Annotated in this window: 16 protein-coding genes; 9 read left to right on the forward strand and 7 right to left on the reverse strand. The window is 71.8% G+C overall.

Annotated elements, in window-relative coordinates:
* Window positions 1–2: 2 nt before the first annotated feature.
* Window positions 3–3,524 carry a methionine synthase gene (metH, locus tag ACQYWQ_RS04255; protein ID WP_431032528.1) on the reverse strand — a complete coding sequence of 1,174 codons (3,522 nt, stop codon included), beginning with the start codon at window positions 3,522–3,524 and terminating at the stop codon, window positions 3–5.
* A gap of 318 nt (window positions 3,525–3,842) precedes the next feature.
* Between metH and ACQYWQ_RS04260 the strand changes: the two genes are divergently transcribed.
* From ACQYWQ_RS04260 to ACQYWQ_RS04285, 6 genes are all read left to right on the forward strand, one after another.
* Entirely contained in the window at window positions 3,843–4,607 is a 765-nt protein-coding gene (locus tag ACQYWQ_RS04260; RefSeq protein WP_431032529.1) for an IclR family transcriptional regulator, read from the forward strand.
* 598 nt (window positions 4,608–5,205) lie between these two features.
* Window positions 5,206–6,006 carry an MIP/aquaporin family protein gene (locus tag ACQYWQ_RS04265; RefSeq protein WP_431032530.1) on the forward strand — a complete coding sequence of 267 codons (801 nt, stop codon included), beginning with the start codon at window positions 5,206–5,208 and terminating at the stop codon, window positions 6,004–6,006.
* A gap of 96 nt (window positions 6,007–6,102) precedes the next feature.
* A complete protein-coding gene (gene glpK, locus ACQYWQ_RS04270; protein ID WP_431032531.1) occupies window positions 6,103–7,650 on the forward strand; it encodes a glycerol kinase GlpK in 1,548 nt (515 codons plus the stop codon).
* A 174-nt stretch (window positions 7,651–7,824) separates the two neighbouring features.
* Window positions 7,825–9,438 carry an FAD-dependent oxidoreductase gene (locus tag ACQYWQ_RS04275; RefSeq protein WP_431032532.1) on the forward strand — a complete coding sequence of 538 codons (1,614 nt, stop codon included), beginning with the start codon at window positions 7,825–7,827 and terminating at the stop codon, window positions 9,436–9,438.
* Between the two features lie 189 nt (window positions 9,439–9,627).
* Window positions 9,628–10,710, forward strand: coding sequence for an LLM class flavin-dependent oxidoreductase (locus ACQYWQ_RS04280; RefSeq protein ID WP_431032533.1), 1,083 nt, complete (start codon window positions 9,628–9,630; stop codon window positions 10,708–10,710).
* A 130-nt stretch (window positions 10,711–10,840) separates the two neighbouring features.
* Window positions 10,841–11,962, forward strand: a complete 1,122-nt coding sequence (locus tag ACQYWQ_RS04285) for a PAC2 family protein (protein ID WP_431032534.1) — start codon at window positions 10,841–10,843, stop codon at window positions 11,960–11,962.
* Window positions 11,963–12,066: 104 nt separating this feature from the next.
* Here ACQYWQ_RS04285 and mshC read toward each other — a convergent pair whose 3' ends face one another.
* The 4 genes from mshC to ACQYWQ_RS04305 all read right to left on the reverse strand — a co-directional run bounded on the left by mshC (window position 12,067) and on the right by ACQYWQ_RS04305 (window position 15,605).
* Window positions 12,067–13,296: a cysteine--1-D-myo-inosityl 2-amino-2-deoxy-alpha-D-glucopyranoside ligase gene (gene mshC, locus ACQYWQ_RS04290; protein ID WP_431032535.1), complete on the reverse strand. Its 1,230-nt coding sequence runs from the start codon at window positions 13,294–13,296 to the stop codon at window positions 12,067–12,069.
* 129 nt (window positions 13,297–13,425) lie between these two features.
* Window positions 13,426–14,277, reverse strand: coding sequence for an SCO1664 family protein (locus ACQYWQ_RS04295; protein ID WP_431032536.1), 852 nt, complete (start codon window positions 14,275–14,277; stop codon window positions 13,426–13,428).
* The gene (locus tag ACQYWQ_RS04300) at window positions 14,241–14,831 is read right to left on the reverse strand and encodes a DUF3090 domain-containing protein (RefSeq protein WP_431032537.1); all 591 of its coding nucleotides are present in this window, start codon (window positions 14,829–14,831) and stop codon (window positions 14,241–14,243) included. Before ACQYWQ_RS04300 ends, ACQYWQ_RS04295 begins: the two co-directional genes overlap by 37 nt.
* 84 nt (window positions 14,832–14,915) lie before the next feature.
* Window positions 14,916–15,605 carry a histidine phosphatase family protein gene (locus tag ACQYWQ_RS04305; protein ID WP_431032538.1) on the reverse strand — a complete coding sequence of 230 codons (690 nt, stop codon included), beginning with the start codon at window positions 15,603–15,605 and terminating at the stop codon, window positions 14,916–14,918.
* 110 nt (window positions 15,606–15,715) lie between these two features.
* Between ACQYWQ_RS04305 and corA the strand changes: the two genes are divergently transcribed.
* Window positions 15,716–16,723, forward strand: a complete 1,008-nt coding sequence (gene corA, locus ACQYWQ_RS04310; RefSeq protein WP_431032539.1) for a magnesium/cobalt transporter CorA — start codon at window positions 15,716–15,718, stop codon at window positions 16,721–16,723.
* 53 nt (window positions 16,724–16,776) lie between these two features.
* Here corA and ACQYWQ_RS04315 read toward each other — a convergent pair whose 3' ends face one another.
* Together ACQYWQ_RS04315 and ACQYWQ_RS04320 are read right to left on the reverse strand one after the other, a co-directional pair.
* Entirely contained in the window at window positions 16,777–17,565 is a 789-nt protein-coding gene (locus ACQYWQ_RS04315) for a ferritin-like domain-containing protein (RefSeq protein WP_431032540.1), read from the reverse strand.
* A gap of 172 nt (window positions 17,566–17,737) precedes the next feature.
* Window positions 17,738–18,787, reverse strand: coding sequence for an LLM class F420-dependent oxidoreductase (locus tag ACQYWQ_RS04320; protein WP_431032541.1), 1,050 nt, complete (start codon window positions 18,785–18,787; stop codon window positions 17,738–17,740).
* 183 nt (window positions 18,788–18,970) lie between these two features.
* On the opposite strand from ACQYWQ_RS04320, the gene ACQYWQ_RS04325 reads away from it, so the two are divergent.
* Together ACQYWQ_RS04325 and ACQYWQ_RS04330 are read left to right on the forward strand one after the other, a co-directional pair.
* Complete coding sequence (locus tag ACQYWQ_RS04325; RefSeq protein WP_431032542.1) at window positions 18,971–19,957, forward strand: aldo/keto reductase; 987 nt, start codon at window positions 18,971–18,973, stop codon at window positions 19,955–19,957.
* The gene (locus ACQYWQ_RS04330; protein WP_431032543.1) at window positions 19,954–22,143 is read left to right on the forward strand and encodes a helix-hairpin-helix domain-containing protein; all 2,190 of its coding nucleotides are present in this window, start codon (window positions 19,954–19,956) and stop codon (window positions 22,141–22,143) included. Before ACQYWQ_RS04325 ends, ACQYWQ_RS04330 begins: the two co-directional genes overlap by 4 nt.
* Window positions 22,144–22,194 lie beyond the last annotated feature (51 nt).

Here is a 22,194-nt window from a genome sequence, read left to right on the forward strand (position 1 = left end):
TCTCAGCGGGCGTTGAAGTATTTCGCTTCGGGGTGGTGGATGACGAGGGCGTCGGTGGATTGTTCGGGGTGGAGCTGGAATTCTTCGCTGAGGTGGACGCCGATGCGTTCGGGGTGGAGGAGTGCGGCGATCTTGGCGCGGTCTTCGAGGTCGGGGCAGGCGCCGTAGCCGAGGGAGAAGCGTGCGCCTCGGTATTTGAGGGCGAACATGTCCTGGACGTGGGTGGGGTCCTCGTGGGCGAAGCCGAGTTCGGAACGGACGCGGGCGTGCCAGTACTCGGCGAGGGCTTCGGCGAGCTGGACGGACAGGCCGTGCAGTTCGAGGTAGTCGCGGTAGGCGTCGGCGGCGAAGAGTTTCCCGGTGGCCTCGCCGATACGGGAGCCGACGGTGACGATCTGGAGACCGATGACGTCGGTCTCGCCGGATTCCTCGGGGCGGAAGAAGTCCGCGAGGCACAACCGGCGCCCGCGTCGCTGGCGGGGGAAGGTGAACCGGGTCCGCTCGAAGCCGTCCTCGCCGAGCAGGATGAGGTCGTCGCCCTTGGACACGCAGGGGTAGTAGCCGTAGACCACGGCGGCTTCGAGGAGGTTCTCGGTCTGGAGGTGGTCCAGCCAGCCGCGCAGGCGGGGGCGGCCCTCAATCTCGGCGAGTTCCTCGTAGCCGGGGCCGTCACCGGTGCGGTTCTGCTTCAGCCCCCACTGGCCCTTGAACAAGGCACCCTCGTCGAGCCAGGAGGCGTAGTCCTTGAGCCCGATGCCCTTGACGACACGGCTGCCCCAGAACGGGGGCGTGGGCACGGGGTTGTCCGTCGCGACGTCCGAACGCGTGCGTCCCTCTCGCGCGGCGTCCGCGGGTTCGGTGACACTCGCGCTCGCCGCGGGCCGTACCCGGCGCTGCTTCAGCTCGGGCAGGACCGCGCCGGGAGTGCCCCGCTTGACACCGATCAGGGCGTCCATCAGGCGCAGGCCCTCGAAAGCGTCCCGGGCGTAACGCACCTCGCCCTCGTAGATCTCGTGGAGGTCCTGCTCCACATACGCGCGGGTCAGCGCCGCGCCCCCCAGGATCACGGGATAATCGGCCGCCATGCCCCGCTGGTTCAGCTCCTGAAGGTTCTCCTTCATGATCACCGTGGACTTCACCAGCAGCCCCGACATCCCGATCACATCCGCGTGATGCTCCGCCGCCGCCTCCAGGATCGCGGAAACAGGCTGCTTGATCCCGAGATTGACGACCCGGTAGCCGTTGTTCGACAAGATGATGTCCACCAGGTTCTTCCCGATGTCATGCACATCACCCCGCACGGTCGCCAGCACGATCGTGCCCTTGCCCTGCGCGTCGGACTTCTCCATATGCGGCTCCAGATACGCCACCGCGCTCTTCATGACCTCCGCCGACTGCAGCACGAACGGCAACTGCATCTGCCCCGACCCGAACAACTCCCCCACGACCTTCATCCCGTCCAGAAGAGTCGCGTTGACGATGTCGAGCGCCGGACGAGCCCGCAGCGCCTCCTCCAGATCGGCCTCCAGACCATTGCGCTCACCCTCGATGATGCGCCGCTTGAGCCGCTCGTCCAGAGGCAGCGCGGCCAGCTCCTGCGCCTTCCCCTCCTTCAGCGACTTCGCCGTCGCCCCCTCGAAGAGCCGCATGAGTTTCTGGAGCGGGTCATAGCCCGGCGCCCGCCGGTCGTAGACGAGATCGAGAGCGGTCGAGACCTCTTCCTCACTGAACCGGGCGATGGGCAGAATCTTGCTCGCGTGCACGATCGCCGAGTCCAGCCCCGCCTTCACGCACTCGTCCAGGAACACCGAGTTCAGCAGGATACGCGCGGCGGGATTGAGACCGAAGGAGATGTTCGACAGACCCAGCGTGGTCTGCACACCGGGATGACGCCGCTTCAGCTCACGGATCGCCTCGATCGTCGCGATCCCGTCCCCGCGCGACTCCTCCTGCCCCGTGCAGATCGTGAACGTGAGACAGTCCACGAGAATGTCCGACTCATGAATCCCCCAGTTCCCCGTCAGGTCCGCGATCAGACGCTCCGCGACAGCCACCTTCGCCTCGGCGGTACGGGCCTGACCCTCCTCATCGATAGTGAGCGCGATCAGCGCCGCACCATGCTCACGCGCCAGCGAGGTGACCCTCGCGAAACGCGACTGCGGCCCGTCCCCGTCCTCGTAATTCACCGAGTTGATCACGGCCCGCCCACCGAGCATCTCCAGCCCGGCCTCCAGAACACCCACCTCGGTCGAGTCCAGGACAAGAGGAAGAGTCGACGCCGTCGCGAACCGGCCCGCCAGCTCCCGCATATCCGCGACACCATCACGGCCCACATAATCGACACACAGATCGAGCATGTGCGCGCCCTCACGGATCTGCTCACGCGCCAGCTCCACACAATCGTCCCAGCGGCCCTCCAGCATCGCCTCCCGGAACTTCCTCGACCCATTCGCGTTCGTCCGCTCACCAATCGCCAGATACGACGCGTCCTGACGAAACGGAACCGCCTGGTACAACGACGCGGCACCCGGCTCGGGACGCGGCTCACGAACCCCCGGCTCCATCCCCCGAACCCGCTCGACAACCCGACGCAAGTGCTCCGGCGTGGAACCACAGCAGCCCCCCACCAAGGACAACTGATAATCCCGGACAAAGCTTTCCTGCCAGTCCGCCAGCTCCGGCGCGCTCAGCGGGAAATGCGCACCCTCCTTCGTCAGGACCGGCAGACCCGCGTTCGGCATACACGCAAGCGGAATACGCGCATGCCTCGCGAGATACCGCAAATGCTCACTCATCTCCGCCGGACCCGTCGAGCAATTCAGACCGATCACATCGATCCCCAAAGGCTCCAGCGCGGTGAGCGCCGCACCGATCTCCGAACCCAGAAGCATCGTGCCCGTCGTCTCGAACGCCAGCGACACGATCAGCGGCACCTCCACACCCAGCGCCTCCAACGCACGCCGCGCCCCCAGCACCGACGCCTTCGTCTGCAACAAGTCCTGCGTCGTCTCCACGATCAGCGCGTCCGCACCCCCCGCGAGCAAACCCTCCGCGTTCTGCTGGAAACCATCCCGCAGAACACCAAAAGGAAGATGCCCCAGCGTCGGCAGCTTCGTACCCGGCCCGATCGAGCCCAGCACCCACCGCACCCGCCCATCACGCGCCGCGTACGCATCCGCCGTCTCCCGCGCCAGACGCGCACCCGCCTCCGACAACTCATGAATACGATCCGCGATCTCGTACTCACCAAAAGCAGCATGATTAGCACCGAAAGTGTTCGTCTCCACACAATCGACACCCACATCGAAATACGCCTCATGCACCGCACGCACGATGTCCGGACGCGTCACATTCAAAACCTCATTACAACCCTCCAAATCCTGGAAGTCCTCCAACGTCGGATTCTGCGCCTGAAGCATCGTCCCCATCGCCCCATCAGCAACAACCACCCGCGAGGCGAGGGCTTGACGGAGGGCGGTGACGCGGCTGGTGCTGTCGGTGGACGCGGCTGGCGACGAGGCCATGTGGGGCTCCCAAGAAGTGCGACGGCTGTCGGCTGTGCGGCGCCCTCGCGGGCGGCGCATACGGGCAGCCTAGCGGGCGAGCCCTTCCACGCGTCGGACCGTTCCACCGGGTGGACGCGGCAGGGCTCCGCCCCGGACCTCGCCCCCCCTCGCCCGAAGGGCTGGATTTCGCGCACTGCGCCGTGACGTCTCTTCGACATAGGCGCATGATGTTCAGCATGGCCGACCATGAGGAGTAGGCAACGTGCGGGATCATGGGTGCGCACGTGGAGGGTCCGGGCGGCGCCGGCCTGCGGAGAACTGAGGAGAGACCGGGCGATGGCGAAGAACATCCAGTCGCTGGAAAGGGCAGCGGCGATGCTGCGGCTGCTTGCGGGGGGCGAGCGGCGACTGGGGCTGTCGGACATCTCCGCGACCCTCGGGCTCGCCAAGGGCACCGCGCACGGCATTCTGCGCACCCTCCAGGCCGAGGGCTTCGTGGAGCAGGACGCGGCCTCGGGCCGGTACCAGCTGGGCGCGGAGCTGCTGCGGCTCGGGAACAGCTATCTCGACGTGCACGAGCTGCGGGCCAGGGCCCTCGTGTGGACCGACGACCTGGCACGCTCCAGCGGCGAGAGCGTGCACCTCGGGGTGCTGCACCTGGGCGGCGTGCTCGTCGTGCACCACGTCTTCCGGCCCGACGACAGCCGACAGGTCCTGGAGGTGGGCGCGATGCAGCCGCTGCACTCGACCGGGCTCGGCAAGGTGCTGTCCGCCTTCGATCCGGTGGCCCGCAGCGAGGCCCTGGAGAACGAGCGCAAGTCCTTCACGGCGCGCACGGTGACGGGGGCGGAGGAGTTCACCGCCGTCCTTGAGGAGACGCGCAAGCGGGGCTGGGCCTCCGACCTGGAGGAGACCTGGGAGGGCGTGACCTCGGTCGCCGCCCCCATCCACGACCGCCGCGCCCTCCCGGTCGGCGCGGTCGCCGTCACCGGCGCCGTCGAGCGGCTGTGCCCCGACGGCACCCTGCGCCCCGAACTGATCGCCGCCGTCCGCGAATGCGCCCGCTCCGTGTCGCGCGACCTGGGCGCGGCGCGCTTCTAGCGCTTCCGGCCGGAGGGGCGGGGCACGCCGCCGTATGAGGGGCGGGGAACGCCGCCGTATACGCCCACCCGCCAAGCAGGCCCACCCGCCCGACACACCCGCCGGCGGAGCAGCCCACCCGCCGAGCACGCGCAGACCCGCGCGCCGGGAGGCGCCGCCGCCTGTCCGCCCGCCCGCACGGGCGGCACGCCGCGCCGCAGCCGCGCCTCACGGCCTCCACCACCTCGCTCCTCCCCCGCCCCCGTCACCCATTCGCCGTACGCCCCCGTCTTCGCGTGAGGGCGGGCGCTTCCTTCGCGTACGGGGGCAAAAGCCCTGGAGCGCCGCACGGGACGGCTCCGCCCACTCGCCCCGCCGTGTGTCGCACACCACACTGAGGGAGCGCGTGAGCCGTGATCCCGCGCGCAGGAGGGTTGACGAGGTGCGGCCGGAGGAGAAAACTGCCGGTCATTGGTCGGCATTGTCGAACAGTTGACGAGAATCAGCGTTAGGGTGGCCAGACGCCACGGGTCGGCGGCGCCCCTTCTTCAGTGGAGGTGGCCAACCCCCCGGGGAGAAGGGGTTCGCCACCCCTGGACGAAGGACAAAGGAGTCGCTGGTGTCCAACCTCGACATTTTCTACGGCGAGACCATCGGGACCGCCGTACTGATCCTCCTCGGCGGTGGCGTGGTCGCCGCCATCACCTTCAAGAAGTCGAAGGCGTTCGACGCGGGCTGGGTCGCCATCGCGTTCGGCTGGGGGTTCGCGGTGCTCACGGGCGCCTACATCGCGAGCGGGCCCTCCGGGGCCCACCTCAACCCGGCGGTCACGCTGGGGCTCGCGATCCAGGGCGGCACCAAGTGGAGCGACGTCCCCCTGTACATGGGCTCGCAGTTGCTCGGCGCCATGATCGGCGCGGTGCTCGTCTGGTTCACCTACTACGGGCAGTTCAAGGCCCACCTCTCCGACCCCGAGTTCGTGGGCCCCGGCCCGAAGGGCGAGGAAGGGCTCGTGGACATCGAGAAGCAGGCCTCCCCGAAGGCGGGCCCGGTCCTCGGTGTCTTCTCCACCGGCCCGGAGATCCGCAATGTCGTGCAGAACGTCGCGACCGAGATCATCGCCACCTTCGTACTGGTCTTCGCCATCCTCACGCAGGGCCTCAACGACAACGGCAACGGCCTCGGCACCCTCGGCGTGCTCATCACCGCCTTCGTCGTGACGGCCATCGGCCTCTCGCTCGGTGGTCCCACGGGGTACGCCATCAACCCGGTACGAGACCTCGGGCCGCGCATCATCCACTCGCTGCTGCCGCTGCGGAACAAGGGCGGCTCCGACTGGGGGTACGCGTGGATTCCGGTGGTCGCGCCGCTGATCGGCGCCGCCGCCGCCGGCGGGCTCTACAAGATCACCTTCGCCTGAGAGGCCGCGGCCGGACCGGGGACGTACGACGTGCGCGGCACGTCCCCCGCCAGGCCACGACGTACACCGACGTATGACGTAACAGGAGCGCCACTCATGAGCACCCCCACCACAGGACACGGCACAGGCCCCTTCATCGCCGCGATCGACCAGGGCACCACGTCGAGCCGCTGCATCGTCTTCGACCGCGACGGCCGGATCGTCGCCGTCGACCAGAAGGAGCACGAGCAGATCCTCCCGAAGCCGGGCTGGGTCGAGCACGACGCCTCCGAGATCTGGGACAACGTGCAGGAGGTCGTCGCCGGGGCGATCCGCAAGGCCGGGATCACCAAGGACGACGTCAAGGCGATCGGCATCACCAACCAGCGCGAGACCACGATGCTGTGGGACCGGCACACCGGTCAGCCGGTGCACCACGCGATCGTCTGGCAGGACACCCGTACCGACGCGCTCTGTCGCGAGCTGGGCCGCAACGTCGGCGCCGACCGCTTCCGGCGCGAGACGGGCCTCCCGCTCTCCTCGTACTTCGCGGGCCCGAAGATCCGCTGGCTGCTCGACAACGTGGAAGGGCTCCAGGAGCGCGCCGACCGCGGCGACCTGCTCTTCGGCACGATGGACTCCTGGGTCATCTGGAACCTGACCGGCGGAGTCAACGGCGGCGTGCACGTCACCGACGTCACCAATGCCTCGCGCACCCTCCTGATGAACCTGCGCACGCTGGAGTGGGACGAGAAGATCTGCTCCTCGATCGGCGTGCCGACCTCGGTGCTCCCCGAGATCCGCTCCTCCGCCGAGGTCTACGGCGAGGTCAAGGGCGGGCTGCTCGGCGACGTGCTCGGCGGCATCCCCGTCGCTTCGGCGCTCGGCGACCAGCAGGCCGCGCTCTTCGGGCAGACGTGCTTCGCCGAGGGCGAGGCGAAGTCCACCTACGGCACCGGCACCTTCATGCTGATCAACACCGGCACGAAGGCGATCAACTCCTACAGCGGACTGCTCACCACGGTCGGCTACCGCATCGGCGACCAGAAGCCGGTGTACGCCCTGGAGGGGTCGATCGCGGTCACGGGCTCGCTCGTACAGTGGATGCGGGACCAGATGGGCCTCATCAACTCCGCGGCCGAGATCGAGACGCTCGCCTTCTCCGTCGAGGACAACGGCGGCGCCTATTTCGTCCCGGCCTTCTCCGGGCTCTTCGCCCCGTACTGGCGCCCGGACGCGCGCGGCGTGATCGCCGGGCTCACCCGGTACGTGACGAAGGCGCACATCGCCCGCGCCGTCCTGGAAGCCACCGCGTGGCAGACCAGGGAGATCGCGGACGCGATGAAGAAGGACTCCGGGGTCGACCTGACCGCCCTCAAGGTGGACGGCGGCATGACCTCGAACAACCTGCTGATGCAGACGCTCTCGGACGTGCTCGACGCGCCCGTGGTGCGGCCGATGGTGGCCGAGACCACGTGTCTGGGAGCGGCGTACGCGGCGGGCCTCGCGGTCGGTTTCTGGAACGACGTCGAGGAACTGCGGGCCAACTGGCGCAGGGCGGCGGAGTGGACGCCCAAGATGCCCGAGGAGACCCGCGAGGCCGAGTACAAGAAGTGGCGCAAGGCCGTCCAGCGGACGATGGGCTGGCTGGACGACGAGAGCTGAACCCCCACCGGGAGACCCCGGGCGCGCGGCGGCGACGAAGACGTCCCGCCCCGGCCCGGGGTTGCTCCCGGCCCCCTCCGGGGACCGACCCGGATCACCGGAGGGCGCCGCGGGTGCCCCGCCCAGAAGGCGGGCCCCGCGACCACCTCCGGAACGCATGACGAGGAGCACGACATGACCACCGTCCAGCACCTGCCGAGCCTCGGGACCCACCCGGCCACGGGAACAGGTCCGAGCCGCGCCGAGACCCGTGAACAGCTCGCCCGCGCGAGCTACGACCTCCTGGTGATCGGCGGCGGCATCCTGGGCATCTCCACCGCCTGGCACGCCGCCCAGTCCGGGCTGCGCGTCGCGCTCGTCGAGGGCGGCGACTTCGCGGGCGCGACCTCCTCGGCCTCCTCGAAGCTGCTCCACGGCGGGCTGCGCTACCTCCAGACGGGGGCGGTCAAGCTCGTCGCGGAGAACCACTTCGAGCGGCGGGCGGTCTCGCGGCAGGTCGCTCCGCACCTCGCCAATCCGCTCACCTTCTACCTGCCCGTCTACAAGGGGGGCCCGCACGGCGCGGCGAAGCTCGGCGCGGGTGTCTTCGCCTACTCGGCGCTCTCCGCCTTCGGCGACGGCGTCGGCCACCTGCTCTCGCCCGCGCGCGCCCAGCGCGACGTGCCCGAGCTGCGCACGGAGAACCTGAAGGCCGTCGCGGTCTACGGCGACGACCAGATGAACGACGCGCGCATGGCCGTCATGACCGTCCGCGCGGCCGTCGAGGCCGGGGCCGTCGTCCTCAACCACGCGGCCGTCACCGGACTGCGCTTCACCAACGGGCGCGTCACCGGTGCCGAGCTGCGCGACGGCACCGACGGCACCGAGTTCGGCGTCAACGCGCGCCTCGTCCTCAACGCGACAGGCCCGTGGGTGGACCACCTGCGCCGGATGGAGGACCCGAACGCCGCCCCCTCGGTGCGGCTCTCCAAGGGCGCTCACCTCGTCCTCAAGCGCACCTCGCCGTGGAACGCCGCGCTCGCCACGCCGATCGACAAGTACCGCATCACCTTCGCCCTCCCCTGGGAGGACATGCTCCTGCTCGGCACGACCGACGAGGAGTACGAGGGCGACCCGGCCGATGTCGCGGTCAACGACAAGGACATCACGCAGATCCTGGACGAGGCCGCCTTCTCGGTACGGGACCAGCAGCTCGACCGCTCGCTCATCACGTACTCCTTCGCGGGACTGCGCGTGCTCCCCGGCGGTCCCGGCGACACATCGAAGGCGAAGCGCGAGACGGTCGTGACCGAGGGCAAGGGCGGGATGCTCTCCGTCGCGGGCGGCAAGTGGACGACCTTCCGGCACATCGGCCGCACGGTCATGAACAAGCTCGCTTCGCTCCCCGGGCACCCGCTCGGGGACGACATGGAGCCCATCTCCGAGCTGCCGTCGAAGATGCCGCTGCCTGGTGTCGCCAACCCGCTCGCCGTCAAGCACCGGCTGCTCGTCGACCACCAGGGCGCGGGCACCGAGATGGCCGCGGACACCGCCCAGCACCTCGCGACGCACTACGGCTCCCTCGCCTTCGACATCGCGCGCCTCGCCAACGAGCACCCCGAGCTGGGCGAGCGCATCCATCCGGAGGCCCCGGAGATCTGGGCGCAGGTCGTATGGGCCCGCGACCAGGAGTGGGCCGAGACCCCGGACGACGTGCTGCGCCGCCGAACGACGCTGACGATCCGCGGGCTCGCGGACGACGCGCTGCGCGAGCGGGTCGCGAAGGTCCTCGCGGAGCGCAAGGGCTGAGGCCCTTCGGGGAGCGGTACGGGAGGGGGCGGGGCGGTACGCGGACAAGCGGCCGCCCCGCTCCCGTACCCACTCCCCGCTCCGTACCGCCGCTCCGGCCTCGTACCCGTCCCGCTCCTCCATCCGTACCCCTCCCGCCTTCGTACCGCCGCCACAGTGCCGCAACACTCGCCGCGCACAGTGGTCGTCATGAAGTTTCAGGTGCTCAGCCTCATCCAGCACGCGCCCCACCCCCTCACCGCTTCGTTGCGTCCGGCCGCCGAAAGGTTCACGGACGTGCTCGCGCTCGCCGAGGCCGCCGAGGCGCTCGGCTTCGACGCCTTCGCCGTCGGCGAGCGGCACGCGGGGGCCTTCCTCTCCTCCTCGCCCACCGTCGTGCTCGGCGCGATCGCCGCCCGTACGAAGCGGATCAAGCTGCTCACCGGTGTGACGGTGCTCGCGATCCTCGACCCGGTGCGCGTCGCCGAGGACTACGCGACGCTCGACCAGCTCGCCGCCGGGCGCCTCGAACTCGTCATCGGCAAGGGCGCGGAGGCCGGGCACTTCTCGCTCTACGGCCTCGACGAGGAACGCCAGTGGGACCTCCAGGCGGAGAAGTACGAGCTGCTGCGCCGGCTGTGGCGCGAGGAGGGCGTCGACTGGGAAGGGGAGTTCAGGCCGCCGCTCAAGAACGTCACGACCGTGCCCCGCCCCTTCGCCGGGCCGCCGACGGTCTGGCACGGCTCGGCGACGAGCCTGCACTCCACCGAACTGGCCGCGCGCCACGGCGACCCGCTCTTCACCGCCAACGCGATCCAGCCGCGCGAGGCGTACGTACGTCTCGTCGATCACTACCGCGAGCGGTTCGCCTCCCACGGGCACGACCCGGCGAAGGCCCGCGTCGCCGCCGGTTCCGGCGGGCTGCTCCTCGCGAACACGGCCGGGGAGGCGATACGCCGCTACCGGGAGCTGTACGAGGCGTCCGTACGGCAGAACTTCAAGCCGCACCTCGCGGGCAGGGCCGGGTACAACACGCCCTTCGCCACGATCGAGGAGGCCATCGCGGAAGGACCCCAGCTCATCGGCTCGCCGCAGCAGGTCATCGACAAGCTGCTCGGCTTCCACGCCTCGTACCGCCACGACCTCCAGTCGATCAGCGTCGACGGCTACGGGCTCGCACGCGGCGAGCAGCTGGAGCTGTTGCAGCGCTTCGCCGAGGAGGTGCTCCCCGTCGTGCGCCGCGAGGCGCCGAGCACGCTGTGGGAGGAGGACGGGGCAGGCGCGGAGGAGTAAGCCGGGGCCTGCGGGGCAGTGATCGGGCGTTCTCCTCGCAGGCGACTGCGGAGGTGGGGACTGCGGTGGTCTCCCGCCCACGCCGTAAGGTGGGGCGTATGTCTGGGAACACGTCCGAAGGAGGCGGTGGGTGATCGAGCTCGAAGGGGTCCCCGAGCTGATCGACCCCATCATGGTGGCCGCGTTCGAGGGCTGGAACGACGCAGGTGACGCCGCCTCCACCGCGGTCGCGCACTTGGAGCAGGAGTGGAAGGGCGAGGTCTTCGCCGCGCTCGACGCCGAGGACTACTACGACTTCCAGGTCAACCGGCCCACCGTCTTCATGGAGGACGGCACCCGGAAGATCACCTGGCCCACCACCAGGCTCTCCGTCGTCCGGATCACCGGTGAACGCCCGCGCGACCTCGTCCTCGTGCGCGGCATCGAGCCCTCGATGCGCTGGCGCTCCTTCTGCAACGAACTGCTCGGCTTCGCGCACGAGCTGGGCGTCGAGATGGTCGTCGTGCTCGGCGCCCTCCTGGGCGACACGCCGCACACGCGTCCCGTCCCGGTGAGCGGGGTCACGTCCGATCCCGATCTGGCGCGCACGATGGACCTGGAGGAGTCGAAGTACGAGGGCCCCACGGGCATCGTCGGCATCCTCCAGGAGGCGTGCACCCACGCCGGGGTCCCCGCGGTGAGCCTGTGGGCCGCCGTGCCGCACTACGTCTCGCAGCCGCCGAACCCGAAGGCGACGCTCGCCCTCCTCAACCGTCTGGAGGACCTGCTCGACCTGCGCATCCCGCTCGGCGAGCTGGTCGAGGACGCGCGGGCCTGGCAGCTCGGCGTCGATCAGCTCGCGGCCGAGGACAGCGAGGTCGCCGAGTACGTGCAGTCGCTCGAGGAGGCGCGGGACACCGCGGAGCTTCCCGAGGCGAGCGGCGAGGCGATCGCGCGGGAGTTCGAGCGGTACCTGCGGCGCAGGGAGCCGGGTGCGGGACCCGCCCAGGGCGGTTTCGGGCGGGACACGGGTCCCGGCGGCGAGCGGGCGCGGTCCACGCGACCGGCGCGGGCCGAGGAGCCGAGGGAACCCAAACCGGAGGAGAAGCCGGACGAGAAGCCGGAGGAGTCCGCGGAGCCGGAATCGGCGCGGCCCGAAGCCGAGTCCGAGCCCCCGGCCGAGCCCGAGTCCCCGGCCGAGTCCGAGCCCGAGTCCTCCGAGGAGAAGAAGCGGAAGCGCCCGGACGACGAGGACGGATCAGGGGAGGACTGAGTCCGCCCCGCGCAGGGGGGCCGTACGTACGGCGGAGGGGCGAGGTGCCGGTCGGCGCCTCGCCCCTCCGCCCTGTTATGCGGGCTCCCGCTAGTCCGTACGGGTCACAGGGCGACGCCGAGGAGGGCGTCGGCCGTGCGCGAGACGAGCCCGGGCGCTCCCGTGTCCTCGCCGCCGGTCTCCTGCTGGCGTGCGGCCCAGCGGTCGATGGCGCGCAGGGCGCGGGCCGAGTCGAGATCGTCGGCGAGCGCGTCCCGTACCTCTTCGACGAGCGCCTCCGCCGAGGGGCCGTCGGGCCGCGAGACGGCGGCACGCCAGCGGGCGAGCCGGTCCACGGCCTCCTGGAGGCCCTCGGCCGTCCACTCCCAGTCCGCGCGGTAGTGGTGCGCGAGCAGGGCGAGGCGGATGGCGGCCGGGTCGACGCCGTCCTTGCGGAGCTGCGAGACGAAGACCAGGTTGCCCTTGGACTTCGACATCTTCTCGCCGTCGAGACCGACCATCCCCGCGTGCACGTAGGAGCGCGCGAAGGGGTGCTCCCCGGTGAGGACCTGGGCGTGCGAGGCGCCCATCTCGTGGTGCGGGAAGGCGAGGTCGGAGCCGCCGCCCTGCACGTCGAAGCCCATGCCGAGGTGGTCGAGGGCGATGGCGACGCACTCGATGTGCCAGCCGGGGCGGCCGCGGCCGAGGCTGCCGCCGTCCCAGCTCGGCTCGCCCTCGCGGGCGGCCATCCACAGCATCGGGTCCAGTGGGTTCTTCTTGCCGGGACGCTCCGGGTCGCCGCCGCGCTCGGCGGACAGCAGCCGCATCGCCTCGGCATCAAGGTTCGAGACCTCGCCGAAGTGGCTGTCGGAGGCGACCGAGAAGTAGATGTCGCCCTCCAGTTCGTACGCCGCTCCCCTCTCGCGCAGCCGCTCGACGAGCGGGACGATCCCGGGGATCGCCTCGACGGCGCCGATGTAGTGGCGCGGGGGCAGCATCCGCAAGGCGGTCATGTCCTCGCGGAACAGGGCGGTCTCGCGCTCGGCGAGCCCGGTCCAGTCCTCGCCGTCGCGCACGGCACGCTCCAGGAGCGGGTCGTCGACGTCGGTGACGTTCTGCACGTAGTGCACCTGGCGCCCGGAGTCGAGCCAGACCCGCTGAACGAGGTCGAAGGCGTTGTACGTGGCCGCGTGTCCCATGTGTGTCGCGTCGTACGGGGTGATCCCGCAGACGTAGATACGGGCCACCTCGCCAGGGGTGAGCGTCACGGGACCGTCGGTCGCTGTGTCGTGTATTCGGAGGTCTCGGCCCTCGCCGGGAAGAGCGGGGACCTCGGAAGCGGGCCAGGAATGCATATGTCGAGGTTAACCGGCCGGGGGTGGGCCCGGTGGCCGGGTTCACCCCATCCGGGGTGGTCCGGTGCCTGCGGCGGGGTCCTCCAGCGCCCGACGGGCCGGAACCGGTGGGCCAGGGCCCGGGTGGTCCTACACCGGCGGCCACGGGATCGCCGGCCACTCCTCGCTCGGCTCCGGGTGGACGCCCGTCTCGCGCAGGCTCGCGACGCGGGCGCCCAGGGCCGTGATCTCCGCCTCCGTGAGGAGGGGGGCCAGCAGCTCGCCCAAGGGGCCTTCCAGGGCCCCGGTCAGGAGCGCCAGGGCCGCCAGCGACTCCTGCGGCAGCGGCTCGCCCGCCCAGCCCCACAGGAGGGTCCGCAGCTTGTTGTCCGTGTGGAAGGTGACGCCGTGGTCGATGGCGTGGAGGCGGCCCCCGGGGGTCGCGAGGAGGTGGCCGCCCTTGCGGTCGGCGTTGTTGATGACGGCGTCGAGCACGGACAGGAGGCGCAGGCGGGGATCGTCGCGGTGGACGAGGAGGGCGGTGCGGTCCTCCTCGACCTCGGCCAGGCCGATCGCCTTCCAGCCCTCCTCGGGCTCCTCGGCGTCCTGGAGGGCGAGGAGCCCGCCTCCGTCGTCGGCCGTCTCGATCCACAGCTGTGTCATCGCCTCGCCCCACGGCCCCTCACGGAGCACGGTGGGCGGTACGAAGTCCCAGCCCATCGCCTCGCACACGGCGTACGCGGCGACCTCGCGGCGGGCGAGGTTGCCGTCGGGGAAGTCCCACAGGGGCCGCTCCCCCGCGACGGGCTTGTGCACACAGGCGAGGCGCCGCCCGTCGAGCACGGCGTCGCAGAGCAGGACGGCGTTGGACGCGCGGGTGATCTGCCCGCGTACGGTCAGCTCGCCCCGGGTGAGGATCTCGCGGACGGTGGCGGCGTCCAGGGCTTCGGCTTCGGTGGGCTCGCTCACGCCGACCTGCGGTATCCGTTCTGTCGCGGGCACACGTGTCCTTCGAGGTCGAGCGGCAGGTTGCACAGCGGGCACAGCGGGCGGCCGGCGTTGACGACGTCGAGTGCGCGCTTGGCGAAGGCCCTGGCCTGGGAGCCGCTGAGCCTGACCCGCAGCATGGGCGGACCGTTCTCGTCGTCCTGGAGGAGTTGTTCCTCGGCGGCGGCGAGTTCGTCCTCGGATTCGGCGTCGAGTTCCACGAGGGCCTGGGCCTCGACGATCATGCGCTCGGCGTCGCCGTCCCAGGCGAGCGCCATCGTGCCGACCCGGAACTCCTCCTCGACGGGGGTGTCGAGAGGGGCGGAATCGGCGACTTCGGTGGGCGCGACGGCCGGGACGGCGGCATTGCCGCCGCTGCGCCGCACCACCTCGTCCAGCAGCTCGTCCATGCGCTCGGCGAGCGCCGCGACCTGGGTCTTCTCCAGGGCGACGCTGGTGACCCGGCCACCGGCCGAAGCCTGGAGGAAGAAGGTACGGCGCCCGGGGAGCCCGACCGTACCGGCCACGAAGCGCTCCGGCGGGTCGTAGAGGAACACCTGACGGGACACGTCCTTGACTCTCCTTGGGATCGAACGTCGGGATCGCGGGGCCCACGGGGCCACGGGTACCGAACAGCCTACTGCCGGTGACGATCAGGCCGCCCCCGCGCCGCCGCCGACCGTGGCCTGCCCCTGCTCCCCGCCCTCGGCGCGGGGCCTGAGTCCCGCCAGGTCACCGGTGTCACCGAGGCGGACGAGGAAGGGGCGCAACCGCGTGTAGTGGATGACGGTCACGGAGCAGGGGTCGACGTGAACGCGCTGGAACTGGTCGAGGTGCAGGCCGAGCGCGTCGGCGACGAGGGACTTGATGATGTCGCCGTGCGAGCACATGACGTACATCGCCTGCTCGCCGTGCTCCTCGGTGAGGCGCGCGTTCCACTCCCGTACCGCCTCGGCGGAGCGGGCGGCCATCGCGCGCATCGACTCGCCGCCGGGGAAGGCGGCGGCGGAGGGGTGGTTCTGGACCACGTCCATGAGCGGCTCGCCGCTCAGTTCCTTGAGCTTGCGGCCCGTCCAGTCCCCGTAGTGGCACTCCCCGATCCGCTCCTCGGAGTGCAGCGGCAGCCCGGGACGCGCGGCGAGCAGCGGCGCGAGCGTCTCCTCGCACCGCTGGAGCGGGCTCGACACGGCGGCCACGAGCGGCAGCCCCTCAAGCCGCCCCGGCAGCGCCGCGGCCTGCTCCCGCCCCTTTTCGTCGAGGGCGACGCCGGGCATCCACCCGGCAAGCACCCCTTCGGTGTTGGCGGTCGACCGTCCGTGGCGCACGAGGATGAGGGTGGTCATGCGTTCCACCTTACGTGGAGCGGGAATCGGGTCACCGGCAGCACCCGCGAGCCTTCGCGCGTACGCCCACCGGCCACGTACGCCCCCGGGGGGCAGGGCACTATGGGGTGGTGATCGTGGACTGCGGCATCTACCGGAACGGCCACCGCACGGACGGCCCCAGCGACTTCTCCGACGCGCTCGACGCCGCCCGTGCCGCCGGCGACGCCTTCGTGTGGATCGGCCTGCACGAGCCGAGCGAGGAGGAGTTCACGCGCGTCACGGACGAGTTCAAGCTGCACCCGCTCGCCGTCGAGGACGCGCTCAAGGCGCACCAGCGCCCGAAGCTGGAGGTCTACGACGACTCGCTCTTCGTCGTCCTCAAGCCCGTGCGGTACGCGGCCGAAAGCGACATGGTCTCCTCGGGCGAGCTGATGCTCTTCCTCGGCGACTCCTTCGTGGTCACCGTGCGGCACGGGGACGGGACGCCGATAGCGGAGCTGCGCAAGCGCCTGGAGGAGAAGCCCGAGATGCTGCGGCACGGGCCGACCTCGGTGCTCTACTCGATCGCCGACGAGGTCGTGGACCACTACCTGGTGGTCGCCGACGAGTTGCAGAACGACCTGGAGGAGCTGGAGACCGCGGTCTTCTCGCCCGGCGGCTCCGGTTCGGGCACGGGGGCGAGCACGGCCTCGCGGATCTACAACTTCAAGCGGCAGATCCTGGAGTTCCGGCGCGCCACGGGCCCGCTCGCGATGCCGATGCTGCGGCTCGCCGGCAACGGCCCCTTCTCCGCGGCCGTGCCCTTCGTGGAGGACGCGGTACGGCCCTTCTTCCGCGACGTGAGCGACCACCTGACCCGCGTCAACGAGTCCGTCGAGGGCCTGGACCGTCTCGTCTCGGACATCCTCTCCGCGCACCTCGCGCAGATGGGCGTGCGCCAGAACGACGACATGCGCAAGATCTCGGCATGGGCGGCGATGGCGGCCGTGCCGACGATGATCGCGGGCATCTACGGGATGAACTTCGACCACATGCCGGAGCTGCACTGGGTGTGGTCCTACCCGGCGGTCATCGCCCTGATGATCGTCCTTGAGGTCGTGCTCTACAAACAGTTCAAGCGGCGCGGCTGGCTCTGAACGACACCGCCCGCCCCCTTCCGGGGCGGGCGGGTCGTGCGGCGGCGGGTGCCTCAGGCGTACTCGGGCTCCGGGGTCGCAGGGCCGCCGAGGGCGTCGCGGCGCTGGGGCATCGTGAGGGTCACCATGCGGCGCCAGCCGACCGCGCGTTCCCAGGCGTAGGCGCCGCGGATGGCGGTGGCGAGGACGGCGGCCTTGGGGCGGGACCAGCCGAGGATGCGGCCGATGTGGTCCATGACGGCGAGGCTCACGTCGCGGTAGATGAGGTTCTCCGCGCGGGCGCACTCGTGCAGGACCCGCTGGATGGTGCGGCCGTGGCCCTCGCTCGCGAGGCGCAGCAACTCCTCGTGGCAGTAGGCGAGGTGGTTGTCCTCGTCGGCCGAGATGATCCGCACCGCGTTGCCCACCTCGGGGTGCGCGGCGAAGTGGCGGCGCAGCATGTCCATCTGGTCCGACGCACGCTGCTCGGTGACGCGGCTGTGCGCGAGGTACGTGATGACCTCCTCCTCGCTCAGCGGCTCGTCGGCGCTGAGCTTGGCGTGCGGCAGGCCGATGCCCGCGCGTTCGAGGAGCATCGTGTAGTCGGTCTCGGGCGGGACGTCGACGGGCTCGACGCCGCGGCGGCGCATGAGGCCGTGGAAGATGCGCCCGTGCTTGTCCTCGTCGGCGCCGTGCCGGGCGACCTTCGGGGCAAGATGCACCATGCTCGCGGGGAGCAGGGCGGCGATCCGCCCGTTCTCCCAGCCGCCCTGCGCCTCGCCGCTGGCAGCCACCGAGCAGAAGAGCCGGTAGGTCTCGTCGTTGTCGATGATCTCCTGGAAGAGACTCCTGGCCGAAAGCATCTCCGTACCTCCACATCGGGGCGCGTACGTGCCCGCCCGACGAGTCAAGGCGCGGCCCCGGAGTGCGGCAAGCGGGCGGCGGCGAGGGTGGGCCGTTCGGGTGGCGGTACGCGAAGGGGCGCGCGTACGGGAGACGCGCGCCCCTTGTCCGTGCGGCCCCCGCGGGCCGCGCTCAGGCCACCCCGGCCCGCTCCAGTGCCTGCGCGCCCGCGCGCAGCGCGGCGATGCGCTCGTCGAGCGTGAAGCCCGCGGGGGCGAGGGTGAGGGTCGTGACCCCGGCCGCCGCGTAGGCGCGCATGCCGTCGGCGACGCGGTCGACGGAGCCGAGCAGGGTCGTGGAGTCGATGAGGCTGTGCGGGACCGCCGCGGCGGCGCCGTTCTTGTCGCCCGCGAGGTACTTGTCCTGGATCTCGGCCGCCTCCTTCTCGTACCCCATGCGCTGGGCGAGGCGGTTGTAGAAGTTCTGCTTGCGGCTGCCCATGCCGCCCACGTACAGCGCGGTGTACGGGCGGAAGGTGTCGGCGAGCGCCTCGATGTCGTCGCCGATCGCGAGGGGCACGGTGGGCACGACGTCGAAGCCCTCCATCGTCTTGCCCGCCTTCTCGCGGCCCGCGCGGATCGGCTTGATCGCCGTCTCCTCCAGGTGCGCGGCCGCGGGGAAGATGAGGAGCGCGCCGTCGGCGATCTCGCCGGTCTGCTCCAGGTTCTTCGGGCCGATCGCCGCGATGTAGAGGGGGATGTGCGGGCGCTCGGGGTGCACGGTGAGCTTGAGCGGCTTGCCGGGGCCGCCGGGCAGCGGCAGCGTCCAGTGCTCGCCCTCGAAGCTCAGGCGCTCGCGGCTCATGGCGCGGCGCACGATCTCCACGTACTCGCGGGTGCGGGCGAGCGGCTTGTCGAACTTGACCCCGTACCAGCCCTCGGAGACCTGCGGGCCCGAGACGCCGAGGCCGAGCCGGAAGCGGCCGCCGGAGAGCGAGTCGAGGGTCGCCGCTGTCATCGCGGTCATCGCGGGCTGCCGGGCCGGGATCTGGAGGATCGCCGAACCGACGTCGATGCGCTCGGTCTTGGCCGCGACGTAGGCGAGGACGGTGGGAGCGTCCGAGCCGTACGCCTCGGCGGCCCAGCAGACCGCGTATCCCAGCCGGTCGGCCTCCTGCGCGACCGCGAGATTGTCCGCGTCCATGCCCGCGCCCCAGTAGCCGAGATTGATCCCGAGCCGCATGCGCACTCCCCTTACTGATCAGTAACGTTTACTGCGGGGACTCTACTGCTCCCCCGTACAGGGCGACAGAGAAGCGACACGTGCGAGGAAGTGAGCTTCGTCCCCCGCGCGCGTGGGCCCCCGCCGAAACCCTCGCCCCGCACCACCCCACGAACGGACGTCCGACGCGTAATCTCAGCGTTCATGGAGCAGAGGCATCTCGGCCGCACCGGCCTGCGTGTGTCCCGGATCGGGCTCGGCACCCTCGGCTGGGGCCGCGACACCGACGAGCACGAGGCGGCCGCCTCGCTCAAGGTCTTCTGGGAGGCGGGCGGCACGCTCGTCGACACCGCGGATGTCTACGCGGACGGCGAGGCCGAGTACCTGCTCGGGCAGCTCGTCGAGTCCCTCGTGCCGCGCCGTGACCTCGTGATCGCGACGAAGGCGGGCAGCGTCCCCGACCCCGACCGCCGCTTCAACGCCTCGCGCGGCCACCTGCTCGCCGCGCTCGACGCCTCGCTGCGGCGCCTCGGCACGGACTACGTGGACCTGTGGCAGGTGCACGCCTTCGACCCCGTGACGCCCCTGGAGGAGACCCTTCAGGCACTCGATCTCGCGGTGAGCACGGGGCGCGCCAGGTACGCGGGGGTGTCCAACTTCAGCGGCTGGCAGCTCGCCAAGGCCGCGACGTGGCAGCTCGCCGGGGCGGGCACGCGGACCAGGCTCGCCAGTACGCAGATGGAGTACTCGCTGCTCCAGCGCGGCGTCGAGCGCGAGGTGCTGCCTGCCGCGCGTGATCTCGGCGTGGGGCTGCTGCCCTCGTCACCGCTGGGGCGCGGGGTGCTCACGGGCAAGTACCGCGAGGGGGCGAGCCCTGCGGGTTCGCGCGGGGCGAACGAGGCGATGGCCGGTTTCATCGCCCCGTACCTCGACGGGACGGCGTCGGCGGTCGTCGAGGCGGTCGCCACGGCGGCCGAGGGACTCGCCGCGACGCCGCTGCATGTCGCGCTCGCCTGGGTGCGCGACCGCCCGGGGGTCGTCGCCCCGCTCGTCGGGGCGCGCACCGCGCGCCAGCTGAGCGAGGCGCTGTCGGTGGAGGGCCTTAGTCTTCCTGACGAGATCTGCCGGGCCCTGGACGACGTGTCCGCGCCCGTGCACCGCTATCCCGATCAGGACTGGAGCACGCTGTGAGCACGGAGCCGGCAGCCGGGAACACCGGTACGGAGGAGGACGCGCCCGGCGCGGCCGCGCCCCGTACCCAGGAGGAGACCGGCACCGGGGAGGCGACCGGCGCCGACGAGTCCGGGACGCCCGCGGCGGAGGACGAGGTCTCCGCCCCCGCCGCGGACGGGGCCGCTTCCGCCGCCGCGGGGGCGGAGGAAGCGGAGGGGGAGAGCGCCGCGCGGCTCTCCGAGGCCGAGGCGGAGCTGGCGGCGCAGCGGGTCGAGCGGGCGCGGATCGCCGCGCGCAAGGCCGCGCGCGAGGAGCCCGTCGCCGCGGGGACGAAGCTCACGGGGAAGGCCGCCGAACTGCTCGCAGCCGTCCGCGCGGTCGAGCAGGGCGAGCGGCCCGCTGCGACCTTCGACGCGCCCGCGGCGCCCGTCGCCCCCCGCCGTACCGCTCCCCCACCGCCCCGCCCCGCCGAACCGGTCTCCGTGCCCTCCGCCCCCTCGGCGCCTGACCCCGCGGCGCTCTCCGCCGTCGCCGCGCTGCTCGCGCGCGGGGGCGCGCCCGAGGCGCTCGCGCCCGCCGCCGTGCGCGCGCTCGGTGAGGGCGCCGCGAGTGAGCTGGAGTCCGATCCCTGGCAGCTGCTGCGGCTCACAGGGGTCACGCCCGAGCACGCCGACGCCTTCGCGCGCGCCCTGCTCGGCGCCGAGGCGGGCCCGGGGGACGTACGCCGCGGGCGGGCGCTGACCGTACGGCTCCTGGACGAGGCCGCGCTGCGCGGGCACACCGTCCGCGAGCTGAGCGAACTCGCCGCCGCGCTCGGCAAGCACGGCGTCCCCGACGCCGAGGAGGCCGTGCAGGAGGCGGTCGCCGAGGGCGACGCGCTGCTCTTCCAGGACGGTGTCCCGCCCGCCGAGGGCGAGGAGGAGGAAGCGCCGCCGGTTCCCGTGCTCGTCGGCCTGGAGCGGTACGCGCTCGCCGAGGAGAGCCTCGCGGACGCGCTCGGCCGGATCGCCGCGGCCGATCCGGGCGCCCAGGACGGCTGGGGTCCCGCGGCCGACGCGGCGGGCCGGGGCAGCGCGGCCGAGCTGATCCGTGCCGCCGCCGCGCACCCCCTCGTCCTGCACACGGGAGGTGAGGCCGCCCGTGCCGAGGCCGCCGCGCTCGTCGCGGCCGCGCGCGGCCTGGGCCTCGCCGCCTTCGCCGCGACGCACACCGCCGAGGGCCGCCGCGCGCTCGCCGCGCTGCTCGGCGCGAAGGAGCCCGCGCTCACCGTCGCGGGCCTGCTCTCGGGGCGGCAGGGCCCCGCGCGCGACGAGGAAGGGCGCTTCGCGCTCGACCTGCTCGTCGTGCTCGACGCCCCTCAGCTCGGTGTCGAGGAGGCCGCGCTGCTCGCCGAGTCGGTGCCCGACGGGGCGCGGCTCGTGCTGAGCGGGGACCCCGGGGTGCTCGGTTCGGCGGGTGCGGGGCGGGTCTTCGGGGACCTGCTCGCCGCGCGCTTCGCGCCGCACGTCGTCTCGCGCACGCCCGATCCGGGGCCGGTCGGCGAGTTCGTCTCGGGGCTCGGCGTCGGCGAGTTCGCTGTGCCGCGCACGGGCGGGCACGAGGTCGTGGTGGTCCCGGTGCGCGACCCAGGCGAGGCCGTGCACCGCACGGTGCAGCTCGTCACCGACTCCGTGCCGCGCGCCCTCGGTGTCGCCCCCGACGAAACCCAGGTCCTCGTGCCGGGGCACGGCGGCGCCGCGGGTACGCGGGTGCTCAACGCGGCGCTCAAGGAGCGGCTCAACCCGGGCCCCGGGCGCTTCGGCGGCTTCGATCCCGGGGACCGGATCGTGTGGTCGCCCACGCCGGGGCGCACGGCGCTCGGGCGGGTCGTCGGCGCGGATCAGGAGGGGCTGCGCCTGGAGTGCGAGGGCGCCCCGGTCCGCGTCGCGCCCGCCGACACGGCGCGCACGGTGCGCCACGCCTGGGCGCTCACCGCGCACCAGGCGGTGGGGCACCGCTGGGCCGCCGTCGTGGTCGTGGTCCCCGGCGACGCCGTCCCCGTCCTGAGCCGCACGTGGTTCTACACGGCGGCCGGGCGTGCCGAACGTCACCTGTCCGTCGTCCAGGGCACCGGCGATGCCCTCGCGCAGGCGGTGGCCACGCGCCCCGCCGCCCCGCGCCTGACCCGCCTCACGACGCTGCTGAGCAGGCCCGCGGAGGGCTGAGGGCCCGCTTCAGGCGCCGGGGGGTACGGAGCCGGGAGGCGACCGCCTCGT

Source organism: Streptomyces sp. P6-2-1, assembly GCF_050613165.1.
Lineage (GTDB): Bacteria > Actinomycetota > Actinomycetes > Streptomycetales > Streptomycetaceae > Streptomyces.

Bases quoted from the DNA above. Each gene is read 5' to 3' on its own strand.
- metH (WP_431032528.1), bottom strand. From the start codon at position 3,524: ATGGCCTCGTCGCCAGCCGCGTCCACCGACAGCACCAGCCGCGTCACC.
- ACQYWQ_RS04260 (WP_431032529.1), top strand. From the start codon at position 3,843: ATGGCGAAGAACATCCAGTCGCTGGAAAGGGCAGCGGCGATGCTGCGG.
- glpK (WP_431032531.1), top strand. From the start codon at position 6,103: ATGAGCACCCCCACCACAGGACACGGCACAGGCCCCTTCATCGCCGCG.
- ACQYWQ_RS04275 (WP_431032532.1), top strand. From the start codon at position 7,825: ATGACCACCGTCCAGCACCTGCCGAGCCTCGGGACCCACCCGGCCACG.
- ACQYWQ_RS04280 (WP_431032533.1), top strand. From the start codon at position 9,628: ATGAAGTTTCAGGTGCTCAGCCTCATCCAGCACGCGCCCCACCCCCTC.
- mshC (WP_431032535.1), bottom strand. From the start codon at position 13,296: ATGCATTCCTGGCCCGCTTCCGAGGTCCCCGCTCTTCCCGGCGAGGGC.
- ACQYWQ_RS04305 (WP_431032538.1), bottom strand. From the start codon at position 15,605: ATGACCACCCTCATCCTCGTGCGCCACGGACGGTCGACCGCCAACACC.
- ACQYWQ_RS04315 (WP_431032540.1), bottom strand. From the start codon at position 17,565: ATGCTTTCGGCCAGGAGTCTCTTCCAGGAGATCATCGACAACGACGAG.
- ACQYWQ_RS04320 (WP_431032541.1), bottom strand. From the start codon at position 18,787: ATGCGGCTCGGGATCAATCTCGGCTACTGGGGCGCGGGCATGGACGCG.
- ACQYWQ_RS04325 (WP_431032542.1), top strand. From the start codon at position 18,971: ATGGAGCAGAGGCATCTCGGCCGCACCGGCCTGCGTGTGTCCCGGATC.